The organism is Ralstonia pickettii, assembly GCF_030582395.1.
Taxonomy (GTDB): domain Bacteria; phylum Pseudomonadota; class Gammaproteobacteria; order Burkholderiales; family Burkholderiaceae; genus Ralstonia; species Ralstonia pickettii_D.
This window is the reverse complement of sequence record NZ_CP104381.1, coordinates 1,303,241-1,318,254: the sequence shown is the minus strand read 5'-3', so window position 1 is coordinate 1,318,254 and position 15,014 is coordinate 1,303,241. Positions and strand designations below refer to the sequence as shown.

General features: G+C 62.2%; 11 protein-coding genes. 1 reads left to right on the top strand and 10 read right to left on the bottom strand.

Annotated elements, in window-relative coordinates:
* Positions 1 to 86: 86 nt before the first annotated feature.
* From N5B55_RS06380 to ugpB, 6 genes are all read right to left on the bottom strand, one after another.
* On the bottom strand, positions 87 to 2,951 hold the full coding sequence (locus N5B55_RS06380) for a 2-oxoglutarate dehydrogenase E1 component (RefSeq protein WP_012761793.1): 2,865 nt from the start codon (positions 2,949 to 2,951) through the stop codon (positions 87 to 89).
* 292 nt (positions 2,952 to 3,243) lie between these two features.
* Positions 3,244 to 3,996 (bottom strand): glycerophosphodiester phosphodiesterase, encoded by a 753-nt coding sequence (gene ugpQ / locus N5B55_RS06375; RefSeq protein WP_304539525.1) that lies wholly within the window; start codon positions 3,994 to 3,996, stop codon positions 3,244 to 3,246.
* The gene (locus N5B55_RS06370; RefSeq protein WP_154207371.1) at positions 3,993 to 5,090 is read right to left on the bottom strand and encodes a sn-glycerol-3-phosphate import ATP-binding protein UgpC; all 1,098 of its coding nucleotides are present in this window, start codon (positions 5,088 to 5,090) and stop codon (positions 3,993 to 3,995) included. Before N5B55_RS06370 ends, ugpQ begins: the two co-directional genes overlap by 4 nt.
* A gap of 10 nt (positions 5,091 to 5,100) precedes the next feature.
* Positions 5,101 to 5,949, bottom strand: coding sequence for a sn-glycerol-3-phosphate ABC transporter permease UgpE (ugpE, locus tag N5B55_RS06365; protein ID WP_178959957.1), 849 nt, complete (start codon positions 5,947 to 5,949; stop codon positions 5,101 to 5,103).
* An 18-nt stretch (positions 5,950 to 5,967) separates the two neighbouring features.
* Entirely contained in the window at positions 5,968 to 6,849 is an 882-nt protein-coding gene (gene ugpA, locus N5B55_RS06360) for a sn-glycerol-3-phosphate ABC transporter permease UgpA (protein WP_065857699.1), read from the bottom strand.
* 76 nt (positions 6,850 to 6,925) lie between these two features.
* Positions 6,926 to 8,242: a sn-glycerol-3-phosphate ABC transporter substrate-binding protein UgpB gene (gene ugpB, locus N5B55_RS06355; protein ID WP_304539767.1), complete on the bottom strand. Its 1,317-nt coding sequence runs from the start codon at positions 8,240 to 8,242 to the stop codon at positions 6,926 to 6,928.
* Positions 8,243 to 8,440: 198 nt separating this feature from the next.
* On the opposite strand from ugpB, the gene N5B55_RS06350 reads away from it, so the two are divergent.
* Positions 8,441 to 9,334, top strand: coding sequence for an HAD family hydrolase (locus N5B55_RS06350; protein WP_304539524.1), 894 nt, complete (start codon positions 8,441 to 8,443; stop codon positions 9,332 to 9,334).
* 608 nt (positions 9,335 to 9,942) lie between these two features.
* Here N5B55_RS06350 and ntrC read toward each other — a convergent pair.
* The 4 genes from ntrC to N5B55_RS06330 form a co-directional block, all read right to left on the bottom strand.
* Positions 9,943 to 11,451, bottom strand: a complete 1,509-nt coding sequence (ntrC, locus tag N5B55_RS06345) for a nitrogen regulation protein NR(I) (protein WP_065857695.1) — start codon at positions 11,449 to 11,451, stop codon at positions 9,943 to 9,945.
* A 70-nt stretch (positions 11,452 to 11,521) separates the two neighbouring features.
* A complete protein-coding gene (gene glnL / locus N5B55_RS06340) occupies positions 11,522 to 12,721 on the bottom strand; it encodes a nitrogen regulation protein NR(II) (protein ID WP_304539523.1) in 1,200 nt (399 codons plus the stop codon).
* Positions 12,722 to 12,728: 7 nt separating this feature from the next.
* The gene (locus tag N5B55_RS06335; protein WP_154207366.1) at positions 12,729 to 13,253 is read right to left on the bottom strand and encodes a DUF4124 domain-containing protein; all 525 of its coding nucleotides are present in this window, start codon (positions 13,251 to 13,253) and stop codon (positions 12,729 to 12,731) included.
* Positions 13,254 to 13,410: 157 nt separating this feature from the next.
* Positions 13,411 to 14,826 carry a 3-hydroxylaminophenol mutase gene (locus N5B55_RS06330; protein ID WP_027677605.1) on the bottom strand — a complete coding sequence of 472 codons (1,416 nt, stop codon included), beginning with the start codon at positions 14,824 to 14,826 and terminating at the stop codon, positions 13,411 to 13,413.
* Between the last annotated feature and the right edge of the window lie 188 nt (positions 14,827 to 15,014).

The following is a 15,014-nucleotide window of genomic DNA, read 5'->3' as shown; positions in this document are numbered from 1 at the left end:
CCGCGCTAATTCGATATATGGTGGAATTCGGTAGCGGAGATGCGTCAAGGCGACAGCCGAAGCTGCCGCCTTGGAGCGAATGTCGCTTACTTGTTCAGCACGAAGCCTTTGAGCTTGCTAAACGCGGCATCGATCAGTGCCTTCTGCTGCTCGTTGTGCTTGGCGTAGTAGCCCACGGCCGGCGATGCCGATGCCGGGCGGCCTGCGTAGCCCAGCTTCTGGCCCTCGGTCATGTTCTCGAGGATGTAGTGCTGCACGAAGAACCAGGCGCCCTGGTTCTGCGGCTCGTCCTGGCACCACACCACTTCAGCGAGGTTCGGATACTTTTTGAGCTCGGCTGCGAACGCCTTGTGCGGGAACGGATAGAGCTGTTCCACACGGATGATCGCCGTGTCGGTCAGGCCACGTTCCTTACGAGCGTTGACCAAGTCGTAGTAGACCTTGCCCGAGCAGGCCACGACGCGCTTGACCTTGGCGGCGTTCAGATCTTCGGCCGTATCGGCAATCACGGTCTCGAAATGACCCTTGGCCAGATCCGACAACGGCGACACGGCATCCTTGCTGCGCAGCAGCGACTTGGGCGTCAGGATGATCAGCGGCTTGCGGAACATCCGGATCATCTGGCGACGCAGCAGGTGGAAGATCTGCGCCGGCGTGGTCGGCTGCACCACTTGCATGTTGTGGTCCGCGCAGAGCTGCAGGTACCGCTCCAGGCGTGCCGAGCTGTGCTCCGGACCTTGGCCTTCGTAGCCGTGCGGCAACATCAGCGTCAAGCCAGACGCGCGGCCCCACTTCACTTCGCCCGACGAGATGAACTGGTCGATCACCACCTGTGCGCCGTTGGCGAAGTCGCCGAACTGGGCTTCCCAGATCACCAGGGTGTTCGGCTCAGCCGACGAATAGCCGTACTCGAAGCCCATCACGGCTTCTTCCGACAGCACCGAGTCGATCACGGTAAACGGAGCCTGGCTTTCCGACACGTTCTGCAGCGGGATGTAGCTGCCGGCGTCCCAACGTTCGCGGTTCTGATCGTGCAGCACGGCGTGGCGGTGCGTGAACGTACCGCGGCCTGCGTCCTGGCCGGTGATACGAACCGGGTAGCCAGATGCCACCAGCGATGCGAAGGCCAGGTGCTCGCCCATGCCCCAGTCCAGCGGCACTTCGCCCTTGCCCATCTTGGCGCGGTTGTTGACGACGTTCTCAACCAGCGGATGCAGCTTGAAGTGATCGGGGATGACGGTGATGCGCTCGGCCAGACGCTTCAATTCGGCCATCGGCACCGCCGTGTCGGCAGAATCCGTCCACTTGCGGTTCAGGAACGGCAGCCAATCCACCGCGAACTTGTTCTTGAAGTTGGACAGCACCGGATCGACCGTGTGCTTGCCCGCATCCATGGCGGCACGGAATTCCTGCACCAGGGCGTCCGGCTCTTCGGGCTTCAGCGTCTTCTGCGTGACCAGCTTGTCGGCGTAGAGCTTGCGCGTGCCGGGGTGCGTGCCGATCTTCTTGTACATCAGCGGCTGCGTCATCGCAGGCGTGTCTTGCTCGTTGTGGCCGAGCTTACGGAAGCAGATGATGTCGACCGCGATGTCCTTCTGGAACTCGGTACGGAAATCCACGGCCAGTTGCATGGCCAGCACGACGGCTTCGGGATCGTCACCGTTCACGTGCAGGACCGGCGCTTCGATCATCTTGACCACGTCGGTACAGTACAGCGTCGAGCGCGAGTCGCGCGGGTCCGACGTCGTGAAGCCGATCTGGTTGTTGATGACGATGTGGATCGTGCCACCCGTGCCGTAACCACGCGTTTGCGCGAGGTTCAGCGTTTCCATCACGACGCCCTGGCCTGCGAAAGCCGCATCGCCGTGGACTTGCACAGCCAGCACCTGCGCGCCGTGCTTGTCGCCGCGACGCTCCTGACGTGCCTTGACCGAGCCTTCCACGACCGGGTTGACGATTTCCAGGTGCGACGGGTTGAACGCCAGCGACAGGTGGACGGGGCCACCCGGGGTCGTCACGTCGCTCGAGAAGCCCTTGTGGTACTTCACGTCGCCGGCCGGCAGATCGTCCACGTGCTTGCCTTCGAATTCGGCGAACAGGTCAGCCGGCATCTTGCCCAGCGTGTTGACCAGCACGTTCAGACGGCCCCGGTGGGCCATGCCGATCACGATTTCCTGCACACCCTTGGCGCCGGAATGCTGGATCAGTTCGTCCATCGCCGCGATGAAGCTTTCGCCGCCTTCCAGCGAGAAACGCTTCTGACCGACGTACTTCGTATGCAGGAAGCGCTCGAGACCTTCAGCGGCCGTCAGGCGTTCCAGGATGTGCTTTTTCTTTTCAGCCGAGAACGTCGGCTTGGAACGAATGGTTTCCAGACGTTCCTGCCACCAGCGCTTTTGCGCCTGGTCGCTGATGTACATGAACTCAGCGCCGATCGAGCCGCAGTACGTTTCGCGCAGGTTGTTGACCAGCTCGCGCAGGCTCATCGATTCCTTGCCGAAATACGTGTTGCTGGCGTTGAAAACGATGTCCTGATCGGCTTCGGTGAAACCGTAGAAAGCCGGGTCCAGATCCGGAACCGGGGGGCGCTCCTGACGCTTGAGCGGATCGAGATCGGCCCAACGCAGGCCCACGTTGCGGTAGGCAGCCACCAGCTGCGTCGCCGCCACGCGCTTGCGACCCATATCAGAATCGGCAGACGCGACGATCGTGCGGATCGGGCCATGCTTGGCGCGCTCGGCGAACGAGGTGACGATGGGGGCGTGGGGGATATCCCGGGCGTTGGAACCGTCGACGGCGGGGACGTTCTGCAGCGCATCGAAGTACGCGCGCAGTGCCTCGCTAACGGACGTGGGATCTTGAAGATACGCTTCGTACTGATCTTCAACGTAGGCGGCGTTACCGCCGGACAGGTACGAAGTGTCCAGGTACTGCTTATACAGCTCTGTCATGGGGCGCTCACTTTTCTCCGGGTCTGCCGGAGTTCAGCGGGTTCATCAACCTTCCGCGACACGGCTTGACCGGTTAGCGGATCGCAAACTAAATCGCCTGAAATCACCTGGTCGGACCGGATCGCGCATGGCAGAGAGGAGGTACCGAGACAGCTTTTACAGACAAGTTGTGCGGGAAGGACCTAAGTCTTCACGGAGGGGAAGCATAGCATGTTTATAAGCAATATTCCGATTCTTTGACGTGACAAACGACGCTTGTCATTGCCACGTCAAAGCCATGCTTCCATCACATTCATGCGGGCGAGATACGGTCCACCCAATCGGTGATCAAGCCGTCCAGTCCCGCGCTCCAGAGCCACTGCGCACGATCCGGGTCGTTGACGGTATAGCAGCAGACGCGAAAGCCTGCGGCGTGTGCCTCGTCAATGATTTCCGGCGTCAGTTCTCGGTGGTTGGCGTCGAGCGCAACACAATCCAATGCGCGCAGGCGATCGAGCCAATCGGCAGGCAGCTTGTCGAGCAGCCACGCGCGAGGCAACTCCGGCACCGCCTCGCGCGCGGCAGCCAGCGCATCTTCGGAAAACGACGACAGCAGCGGCGGCACGGCGGCGCCGGCCCACAGTGTGCGGGCATCCAGCGCAACCGCCGCGCCGGTGCGCCACTCTGCGCCCGGCACCGGCTTGATCTCGATATTGGCAAGGAAGTTGTTGGCGCGAAGGTAGCGCGCGATGGCTGCCAGCGTGGGCACCGGCTCGCCGGCGTAGGCGGGGCTGTGCCAACTGCCTGCATCCAGCTGCGCGATCTGACCGAGCGTGAGCGCATCAAGACGGCCCGCGCCGTTCGTGGTGCGATCCAGCGTGGCGTCGTGCAACAGGACCGACGCGCCGTCGCCTGAGAGCTTCACATCGAACTCGAACATGCGATAGCCGAACGACGCCCCATGGCGGAAGGCTGCCAGCGTGTTTTCCGGCGCCAGCTTGCCCGCGCCGCGGTGCGCAATAGCACGCGGATACGGCCAGGCCGGCAATGCGCGCGCGCCGGTCATGCCAGCGCCTCGATGCGGCGCGTGGTTTGCGGGTCGAACCAGTGCAGGTGCTCGGCCGACGCGGTGATGGGCAGTTTCTCCCCGGCTTTTACGCTGGCATGCGGCTCCAGGCGGACCACGACCGGATGACCCGCCAGCGTGCCATATGCAAACGCGTCGGCTCCAAGGGCTTCGACGACGCGCACGTCGATCAAGGCGATGGCCTGGTCAGCCGAGCACGGCTCGATGTGTTCTGGGCGCAGCCCCATCAACGCGTGTTCGGGCAGGTGAAGACCCATCGGCAGGTGGCCGAGGGTGGCGGGCGCGTCGCCCTCCTTCGCACCATCCACGCGGATCTGCGTGCCGCCGCCAGCGTTGCGCGACACGGGCACGAGGTTCATCGGCGGCGAGCCGATGAAACCGGCCACGAACGTGCTGGCCGGACGCGAGTACACCTCAAGCGGTGTGCCGATCTGCTCGACCCGGCCGCCGTTGAGGACCATCATGCGATCGGCCAGCGTCATGGCTTCGACCTGATCATGCGTGACGTACAGGCTCGTCGTGCGCAGACGGCGATGCAGATCTTTCAGCTCCAGACGCATCTGCACGCGCAGCTTGGCATCCAGGTTGGAGAGCGGTTCGTCGAACAAAAACACAGCCGGTTCACGCACGATCGCCCGACCCATGGCCACACGCTGGCGTTGCCCGCCCGAGAGCTGACGCGGCTTGCGATCCAGCAGCTTGCCCAGCTCGAGAATGCCCGCAGCCTGTTCCACACGCGCTTGAATATCGCTCTTGGGCAAGCCGCGAATCTTTAAGCCATAAGCCATGTTGTCGAACACGCTCATGTGCGGATACAGCGCGTAGTTCTGGAACACCATCGCGATGTCGCGCTCGGCCGGCTCCAACTCGTTGACGACACGGTCGCCGATCCAAACTTCGCCGCCGGTGATGGGCTCGAGGCCCGCCACCATGCGCAGCAGCGTGGACTTGCCGCAGCCCGAGGGGCCGACGATGACGATGAACTCCCCGTCGCCGATTTCCATGTCGATGCCGTGCACGACCTGGAGGTTGGCGTAGTGCTTCTGAACGTTGCGTAGCGAAAGTTTTGCCATCTTGCGTCTTTTACTTTTCGGTTTCGACGAGGCCCTTCACGAACCACCGCTGCATCCCGATCACGATTGCCGCGGGCGGCAACATGGCCAGCATCACGGTGGCCATCAGCAGGTTCCAGTCGGTGGCGGAATCGCCGGAGCGGGAGATCATTTGCGTCACGCCCAGCACAATGGGCGTCATGTTCTTTTCCGTCGTGATCAGGAGCGGCCAGAGATACTGGTTCCAGCCGTAGATGAACTGGATCACGAACAATGCCGCGATGCTGGTGCGCGAGAGCGGCAGCACCACGTCCCAAAAGAACTTGAGCGGGCCCGCGCCATCGATGCGAGCGGCTTCCGCAAGTTCATCGGGAATAGTCAAAAAGAACTGCCGAAACAGGAACGTGGCCGTGGCCGACGCAATGATCGGAATCGTCAGGCCAGCGTAGCTGTTCAGCATGCCAAGGTCCGACACCACCTTGTACGTGGGCAGGATCCGAACTTCCACCGGCAGCATCAGCGTGACGAAGATGAGCCAGAAGAACGTCTTGCGCAGCGGGAACTTGAAATAGACGATCGCAAACGCCGAGATGATGGAGATGGCGATCTTCCCGAGCGAGATGCCCAGTGCCATGATCAGGCTGTTCATGAGCATGGTGCCGACCGGCGTTGCCGAGTTGCCCATACCCGACGTGAGCACCGTGCGGTAGTTTTCGATGAGGTGCGGACCGGGGATCAGCGACATGGGCGCCTGCAGCACGTCTTCGGCCGTCAACGACGACGCGACAAATACGACGTACACAGGAAACGCCACGACGATCACACCGAGAATCAGCACGACGTGGGTGAGGAAGTCTAGGAACGGACGGCGTTCAATCATGATGCGGTTGCCCTCCTTTCAGTATTGGACTTTGCGTTCGACATAACGGAACTGAACGATCGTCAGCACGATGACCAAGCCCATGAGGATCACCGACTGCGCTGCGGATCCACCGATGTCGAGGCCGCGCACGCCGTCTTGATAAACCTTGAACACCAGCGTCTCCGTCGCCTTGAACGGGCCGCCCTGCGTGACCGAATCGATGATGGCGAAGGTGTCGAAGAACGCATACACAACGTTCACCACCATTAGGAAGAACGTAGTGGGCGACAGCAGCGGAAAAACGATCGACCAGAAGCGCTTCCACGGCCCGGCACCGTCAATGGCGGCCGCTTCGATCAGCGACTTCGGAATGCTTTGCAGCCCTGCCAGGAAGAAGAGGAAGTTGTAGCTGATCTGCTTCCACGCCGCGATGATGACCACCAGCGTCAGCGCCTGACCGCCGTTGAGCACGAAGTTCCAGTCCACGCCCATCTTGCGGATCACGAACGAGACGATGCCCAGTGATGGGTTGAACAGGAAGCTCCACAGCACGCCCGCGACGGCCGGCGCAATCGCGTACGGCCAGATCAGCAAGGTCTTATAGAACGTGGCGCCACGCAGCGCGCGATCGGCAAAATACGCCAGCGCCAGCGAGGTGCCAAGACCAACCAGCGCAACGCCAATGGCGAATACCGCCGTGGTCTGGAACGAACCGAGATAGGTCGGATCAGCAAAGAGATCACGAAAGTTCTCCAGCCCCACGAATTCGAGGTTGATGCCGAAGGCATCCTGGCGCAGCAGCGACTGGTAAAGCGCCTGCCCGGCCGGCCAGAAGAAGAACACCAGAGTGATGACGATCTGCGGGGCCACCAGCACATACGGCAGCCAGCGCGACCGAAAAACGACGCGTTTTTCCATGCGACATTCCAAAAACGCACCGCCGGCCGGTGCGAGCGCACGAGGCCGGCGGTTTAGACGAGCGCCGAATCGGCGCTTATTCCTTGACGGTCTTCTCGAAGCGGACGAGCAGCTCGTTACCGCGTGACACTGCAGTGTCCAGCGCCTCCTTCGGCGCCTTCTTGCCGGCCCAGACGGATTCCAGCTCTTCGTCGATCACCTGACGGATCTGCGGGAAGTTGCCCAGACGGATCCCGCGCGACTTGTCGGTCGTCTTGACGATCATCTGCTTCACGGCCACGTCGGCGCCGGGGTTCTTCTCATAAAAGCCGGACTTCTTGGTCAGCTCATACGCTTCCAGGGTCACGGGCAGATAGCCCGTCGACTGGTGCCAGTCAGCCTGCACCTCGGGACGCGACAGGAACGAGAAGAACTTCGCCACGCCCTTGTACTCCTCAGCCTTGTGGCCGCCCATCACCCACAGCGAAGCGCCGCCGATGATCGTGTTCTGCGGCGCGCCCGCCACGCCTGCTTCGTACGGCAGCGGCGCGGGGCTGAAACTGAACTTGGCGTTCTTGCGGATGTTCGCCAGCGCGGCCGACGAACCCGTGTGCATGGCGCACTCCCCCGCGATGAACTTCGCCTTCGGCTCGTCCTTGCGGCCGGCGTAGGTGAAGTAACCCTTCTTCTGCATGTCGAGCAGGTTCTCGATGTGCTTGATCTGCACCGGGCCGTTGAAGTTCAGGCGAGCCTTGGCACCGCCAAAACCGTTGTTCTCGGTCGCGAACGACACGTTGTGCCATGCCGAGAAGCTCTCCAGATGCACCCACGATTGCCAGTCGGTCGTGTAACCGCAAGGCACGCCCGCCGCCTTCAGCTTGGCCGCGTCGACAGCCACTTCCTGCCACGTTGCGGGCGGCTTGTTCGGGTCAAGGCCGGCCTTCTTGAAGGCGTCCTTGTTGTAATACATGATCGTCGTCGAGCTGTTGAACGGGAAAGACAGCATCTCGCCCTTGTTCGACGTGTAGTAACCCGCTACGGCCGGCACATAGGCCTTCGGATCAAACTTCTCGCCGGCATCCTTCATGACCTTCGCTACCGGCACGATGGCGCCCTTGGCGTTCATCATCGTTGCGGTACCGACTTCGAAGACTTGCAGGATGGCCGGTGCATTGCCGGCGCGGAAGGCCGCAATGCCGGCGGCCAGCGATTCATCGTATTGGCCCTTGTAGACCGGCACGATCTTGTAGTCGGACTGGCTGGCGTTGAACTTGGTGGCGATCTCATTCACCTTGTCGTTCAAGGCGCCTTCCATCGAATGCCACCACTGGATTTCCGTCACTGCGTACGCGCCCTGCGCAAACGTACACGCGGCCAGTACTGCCGCCGCCCCCGCAATCTTCTTGATCGACATCATTTCTCCTTGTTTCGACCCGGCGGGCTCCCTCGCTCCGCCCACGGCGCGCCGACTGTATATGCACGGTCGGTCATTTTTATGACAGCGGGATGTTACTTGGCTTTCTGTCACAAAGAAATCGGGAAATCCCTCCAAGGTTTGGCTTGCAACGGCCGTTAGAATGGATTGAAGACACTCCTTTATTGCGCCCGCAGCATGCTTGCCCCGCCCGCCACTCCTGCCGCTCCGGACTCGCCTGAAACCACGCCGGTCATCGCCGAACGACGCGTTCCGCTGCCCCTCCATCAGCTCCCGGATGACGCACTGCGCAATATCACGGGCGTCTTCACCGACGTCGACGGCACGCTTACCACGCGCGGCAAGCTGCCCGCGCTGACCTATTCGGCGCTGGAGCGGCTGCATCGTGCCGGCATCAAAGTCGTGCCGGTCACGGGCCGGTCGATTGCGTGGTGCGAAGTCATTGCGCGGCTGTGGCCCGTTGATGCCGTGATCGGAGAAAACGGCGCCTTTGCCATGCGCGTCGATTCGCGCGGGCATCTCGCTGTGGATTTTGTGGATGACGCGCAAACCCGCGCGCGCAACCTTGAGCGCATCCGCGAAATCGGTGCGGAGATCAGGCGTGCGGTGCCGGGTTCAGCCCTCGCAACAGACCAGGCATGGCACGCTGCGGATCTCGCTGTCGATCACGCCGAACAAGTCCCGCCACTGCCGCAGCACGCCGTGCAGCACATCGTCGACATCATGCGCACGCACGGGATGCATGCCACCGTCAGCTCGATTCACGTCAACGGCTGGTTCGGCAAGCACGACAAGCTCAGCGCCAGCGTTTCGCTGGCGCGCCGCGCATTCGGCCTTGACCTGCATGCCGAGCGCGACCGTTGGGTGTTCGTGGGCGACTCCGCCAACGATGCAGCAATGTTCGAGTTCTTCCCGCTCTCCGTGGGTGTGGCCAACGTGCTGGACGTGATGGATACGTTACCCATGCCACCCGCTTACCTCACAGAAGCCGAGGGCGGCGGCGGCTTTGCTGAAGTCGCCGAGCGCATCCTGCAAACACGCTCCCTGGCCCTGCCCGCACCGCGCAGCTGATACAGCAGCTTCACAGCACGACAAAGCCCATCGCTCCCGCGCCGCACGCCGCACGTCGCTTGCGCCGAAATTGGGCGTTGCACCGCCTTGCATCATGTGACCGCCTCATAACGGTGCATGCGGCACCAACGCCTTTTCACGCAACCGACAGGAGCCCCCTCCATGCAAACAGAAAAACTGCGCCAGCGTCTTGAACATGCGAAAGCACCATCGCGGAACTGGCCCGGACCTGTGCCTCGCACAAGGATGTACCCAATTCGCTAAAGCAAACGATCCAGCAGCTGGACGACCAAGCGCGCGAATGCCACGCGCGTCTGGAAGGCGCTGAAGATCAGCAGACCTTTGTCGAGGCCATCGACAAGCTCGAGGCGTATTCCGATCGCGCGAAGATGGCCTGCCAGAACGCTTCTGGCAAGGTGGACCACGCGGTGGCATCTGCCATGATGCGCGCCCACGAAGAGCTGTCCCAGCTCAAGCACAAGTTGCATTAAGCGCGACAAGCGTTCGCGGCACACAAAAAAAAGGGGCGGACTCCCGTATCGGAAATCCGCCCAATCCCAATCGCCAAGCTCGACGATATTCAGTGGACTGGCCTTGCTGACCGTGCGTCAGTCGAAGCCCAGCTCCTGCAATTTGCGCGTGATGGTGTTGCGACCAATACCCAGCCGAGTTGCGGCCTCGACACGACGGCCGCGCGTGACACCAAGCGCAGCCTCGAGGATCGCCTTCTCAAAGCGACGCGTGAGGGCGTCCATGACGTCGGGCTGCCCCGCTTCCAGCATGGCCTTCGCCTCGCCCGCAAGCGCCCGCTCCCAACCAGCCGCAATTGACGCGCCCACGGACGTGTTGGAGAACAGCGTGTCGACCGACGGCGGAGCACCATAAGGTTCCCCACCAAGAGACGGTTCGCCAATGACTGCCGGGCGCGAAGTGGTCTCGCCCATGGTGGGCAGCATCTGCGCGTTGCCACGCACCAGGTCGGCCGGCAAATCCTTGGTTTCGATCGTCTGCGCCGGCGCCATCACGGTCAGCCAGTTGCAGAGGTTTTCCAGTTGCCGCACGTTGCCGGGGAACGGCAGCGTCGCGATGTGCGCCAGCGCATCGTCCGACATGCGCTTGGGCTCGACGCCCAGCTCCTTGGCACTCTTCTGCAGGAAATGGCGCGCCAACAACGTGATGTCTTCCGGACGCTCGCGCAGTGCCGGCAAGCGCAGACGGATTACGTTCAGGCGGTGGAACAAGTCTTCGCGGAACAGGCCGTCCTTGACGCGTGTTTCAAGATTCTGGTGCGTGGCCGCGATGACGCGCACGTTGGCCTTGAGCGGGTTGTGACCGCCCACGCGATAGAAGTGTCCGTCCGACAGAACGCGCAGCAATCGCGTCTGCAGATCGAACGGCATATCGCCGATTTCATCGAGGAAGAGCGTGCCGCCCTCGGCTTGCTCGAAGCGCCCGCGACGCATGGTCTGCGCGCCGGTAAATGCGCCACGCTCGTGGCCGAACAGCTCGGATTCGAGCAGGTCTTTTGGAATCGCCGCCGTATTCAGCGCGATAAACGGGCCGCTGGCGCGTGGGCTGTGCTTATGCAGCGCCCGAGCCACCAGTTCCTTACCCGTGCCGGATTCGCCGGTGATCAGCACCGTCACGTTGGACTGCGACAGCCGCCCGATCGCGCGGAACACGTCCTGCATGGCCGGCGCCTGTCCGAGGATCTCCGGCGCATCGCTCAGGCGATCATCGATCTCCTCTTCGCGCAGGCTCTCTTCCAGCGCACGGCGGATCAGTTCGACTGCGCGATCCACGTCAAACGGCTTGGCGAGATATTCGAACGCGCCGCCCTGGAACGCCGCCACGGCACTGTCGAGATCGGAATACGCAGTCATGATGATGACCGGCAGCCCCGGGTGCTTGGCCTTGATGGCCTGCAGCAGATCCAAGCCCGAGCCACCGGGCATGCGGACGTCGGAGATCAGGACCTGCGGCGTTTCTTCGTCGAGCGCGTTGAGCGCGTCGCGCACGTTGGTAAAGCTGCGCGAGAGCAGGCTTTCGCGTGCCAGCGCCTTCTCTAGGACCCAGCGGATGGATTGATCGTCGTCGACTATCCAGATTGGCTTCATGTGTTGGTTCGTCTGCTTGACTTCGTCTCGCCTGGGCCGTCTCGCGCTGCGTTGTTGAAGCAGTGACGCTTCAGTGCAACGGTACGAGAATGCGGAAATCCGTCTGACCTGGCCTGCTCTCGCATTCGATCAGGCCGTCATGCTGCTGCACGAACGTCTGCGCGAGTGTCAGGCCCAGCCCACTTCCCCCCTCCCTTCCTGACACCAGCGGGAAGAAGATTCGCTCGCGGATGTCGTCCGGGATACCAGGACCGTTGTCCACTACATGCAAGTCCAATGCCAGCTTGTAAAGACGCTTTGCAATCGTAACTTTGCGCGCAACGCGCGTGCGCAGAATGATTTCGCCATCGCCCTGCGCAATCCGAGCGCCAAGCGCATGCGCCGCGTTGTGCACGATGTTGAGCACAGCCTGAATCAGCTGCTCCTTGTCACCGCGAAACTCCGGCAGGCTCGCGTCGTAGTCGCGCACGATCTCGAGGCCCTGCGGAAACTCCGCCAGCACCACGGAGCGCACGCGCTCCAGTACCTCGTGGATGTTCACATCGCCGACGATATGTGGATGCCGGTGCGGCTCAAGCAGGCGGTCAACCAGCGTCTGCAGCCGATCGGACTCCTTGATGATGACCTGCGTGTACTCGCGCAGGGAGCGCTCGGGCAGTTCGAACTCCAGCAACTGTGCGGCGCCGCGAATGCCGCCCAACGGATTCTTGATCTCGTGTGCCAGATTGCGGATCAGCTCTTTGTTGGCGGAGGTCAGGTCCAGCAGGCGCTCTTCGCGCTCGCTGCGGATCTTCTGCTCGTTGGGCAGCAGCTCAAGCAGCACTGACGCAGGCGCAAAGTCGAGTGCGCCCACGACAGCGTGCGCGTGCAGCGGTTCGTGGCCCAAACGGTCGAGCGAGACGTCGCGCCGCTTGGCATCGAATTGGCGGGCTGCCACGGTGGCAATCATCTCGGCCAGTTCGGACGGGTCAACAAACAGCTCGTACAGCGACATCTCCACCAACTGCCGGCGTGACACGGCCAGCGCGGCTTCAGCGGCGGGATTGGCGTAGAAGATTGTCAGCGCAGGATGGCGGACGAAGAGGATGGGATTGGGCGCCGCGTCGAGCCCAGGGAACAATGGCGGCGCACCATGTGAAAACGGAATGGGTGGCGGCCCGTCGATGGGGTCGCCTCCGGCCGCCTCACGCGCGGCGGACGCTGACGGCGCAGATGGCGTCGTCTGTTCCTGTTCATCGCGGCGTGCCGCTTTGCGGATCAGTCGACGCATGGCTCACCTACTCCTTGAGATTGCCCAGCTCCCGGCGGATGGAATCGACATTGGCTTGGCTGCGTTCGATGTCGCCCTTCAACTGCGCGGTGCGGTCCAGATACTTCTGATAGTTACGTTCGTTGCCCTGGCGCTCGGGCTGACCGTTGTTGTATTCGGCCTTCAACGCCTGGAGCTTGCGCTCCTCGTCTGCCAGCTCGGCCTCCAGCACCTGGCGGCGTTCGCCGTCCCGCGCCTTCTGCGTGGCGTTGTCCACGCGGGGGAAGCCACCGCCCGCATTGTTTTGCGCCGGTGCCGGTGCCGCTCCAGCACTGCGCGGGCTACGCGTGCCAGGCACGGTCACCACATCGGGCAGTGTCAGCTTCTTGCAGCCTTTCACGTTGCCGCTGTTGCGATACTCCGGCACGCCATTCGGGCCGGTGCACAGATAGACATCATCAGCGTACGCGGGTGCCTGCACGGACAGCGTGGCAAACACCGCCGCGGCGGCGGCAACCAGTCCGGATGCGATGCGTGGGGAAGGACGGAACATGAATGGAACCTGGCGGATACGTCGATCGGGCGCCGGAGTCCGGCGGACGCTCATTCTAGCCACAAAACTCCGCTTCACAAAAAGGAAGGGCGACCTGCGCCGCCCCCCTCTCACAACCGTCTCTTCGCCCCGACACATTGCCCGGGGCGCTCGCAGATTACAGCGAGTAGTACATCTCGAACTCGAGCGGGTGCGTCGTCATGCGGAAGCGCGTGACTTCTTCCATCTTCAGTTCAATGTAGGCATCCAGCATTGCATTGGAGAACACACCACCGCGGGTCAGGAATTCGCGGTCCTTGTCCAGGTACTCGAGGGCCTGATCCAGGCTGGAGCACACGGTCGGGATCTTTGCGTCTTCTTCCGGCGGCAGGTCGTACAGGTTCTTGTCGGCTGCTTCGCCCGGGTGGATCTTGTTCTGCACGCCATCCAGACCCGCCATCAGCAGTGCCGAGAAGCCCAGGTACGGGTTCATCAGCGGATCCGGGAAGCGGGTTTCGATACGGCGGCCCTTCGGGTTCGCAACGTACGGAATACGGATCGAAGCCGAGCGGTTACGTGCCGAGTAAGCCAGCTTGACCGGAGCTTCGAAGCCCGGCACCAGGCGCTTGTACGAGTTCGTACCCGGGTTGGTCAGGGCGTTCAACGCGCGGGCGTGCTTGATGATGCCGCCGATGTAGTACAGCGCGAACTCCGACAGACCAGCGTAGCCGTTGCCTGCGAACAGGTTCTGGCCGTCCTTCCACACCGACTGGTGAACGTGCATGCCCGAACCGTTGTCGCCGACGACCGGCTTCGGCATGAACGTGGCGGTCTTGCCGTACGTGTGCGCGACGTTCTGGATCACGTACTTTTGCAGCTGCGTCCAGTCGGCGCGTTGCACCAGCGTGCTGAACTTCGTGCCGATTTCGTTCTGGCCTTGGCCTGCCACTTCGTGGTGGTGCACTTCGACCGGAATGCCCAGCGATTCCAGGATCAGGCACATTTCCGAGCGCATGTCTTGGAACGTGTCGATCGGGGCGACCGGGAAGTAGCCGCCCTTCTTGCCCGGACGGTGGCCCGAGTTGCCGTGTTCGAAGTCCTTGCCCGACGACCACGGAGCTTCTTCGGAATGGATCTTCACGAAGCAACCCTGCATGTCGATGTTCCAGGTCACGCCGTCGAAGATGAAGAATTCGGGTTCCGGACCAAAGTAGGCGGTGTCGCCCAAGCCGGTGCTCTTCAGGTAGGCTTCAGCGCGCTTGGCGATCGAGCGCGGGTCGCGGTCGTAGCCCTTGCCGTCCGACGGCTCGACCACGTCGCAGGTCAGAACCAGGGTCGGCTCTTCGTAGAACGGGTCGATGTGCGCGGTGTTTGCATCCGGCACCAGCAGCATGTCCGACGCTTCGATGCCTTTCCAGCCGGCGATCGACGAGCCGTCGAATGCGTGGCCGCTTTCGAACTTGTCTTCGTCGAAGTGCGAAACGGGGACCGAGACGTGCTGCTCCTTACCCTTGGTATCGGTGAAGCGGAAATCGACGAACTTGACGTCGTTTTCCTTCACGAGCTTCATCACGTCTGCAATGCTTTGGGACATGCCATTCTCCTGGTAGCGCAATAACGCAAAGTATTGTGAGCCGGTTGTGTGACGGATCGCTGCGCAATCGGCGGCGACTCGCCCTCACTCCGAAACATCTTCTTTCCAGCAAGACCGTCCGCCACTAACGGACGCCCCCGAAAAAGACCGCGGGAATCTTAGCAGAAACTATGCCAATTCCCGCTTGA

What these genes read in the sequence shown, in the direction of transcription:
- ntrC (WP_065857695.1), bottom strand. Translation starts at nt 11,451, where the DNA reads ATGAAGCCAATCTGGATAGTCGACGACGATCAATCCATCCGCTGGGTC.
- ugpQ (WP_304539525.1), bottom strand. Translation starts at nt 3,996, where the DNA reads ATGACCGGCGCGCGCGCATTGCCGGCCTGGCCGTATCCGCGTGCTATT.
- N5B55_RS06335 (WP_154207366.1), bottom strand. Translation starts at nt 13,253, where the DNA reads ATGTTCCGTCCTTCCCCACGCATCGCATCCGGACTGGTTGCCGCCGCC.
- ugpA (WP_065857699.1), bottom strand. Translation starts at nt 6,849, where the DNA reads ATGGAAAAACGCGTCGTTTTTCGGTCGCGCTGGCTGCCGTATGTGCTG.
- N5B55_RS06380 (WP_012761793.1), bottom strand. Translation starts at nt 2,951, where the DNA reads ATGACAGAGCTGTATAAGCAGTACCTGGACACTTCGTACCTGTCCGGC.
- ugpE (WP_178959957.1), bottom strand. Translation starts at nt 5,949, where the DNA reads ATGATTGAACGCCGTCCGTTCCTAGACTTCCTCACCCACGTCGTGCTG.
- ugpB (WP_304539767.1), bottom strand. Translation starts at nt 8,242, where the DNA reads ATGTCGATCAAGAAGATTGCGGGGGCGGCGGCAGTACTGGCCGCGTGT.
- N5B55_RS06370 (WP_154207371.1), bottom strand. Translation starts at nt 5,090, where the DNA reads ATGGCAAAACTTTCGCTACGCAACGTTCAGAAGCACTACGCCAACCTC.
- N5B55_RS06350 (WP_304539524.1), top strand. Translation starts at nt 8,441, where the DNA reads ATGCTTGCCCCGCCCGCCACTCCTGCCGCTCCGGACTCGCCTGAAACC.
- N5B55_RS06330 (WP_027677605.1), bottom strand. Translation starts at nt 14,826, where the DNA reads ATGTCCCAAAGCATTGCAGACGTGATGAAGCTCGTGAAGGAAAACGAC.
- glnL (WP_304539523.1), bottom strand. Translation starts at nt 12,721, where the DNA reads ATGCGTCGACTGATCCGCAAAGCGGCACGCCGCGATGAACAGGAACAG.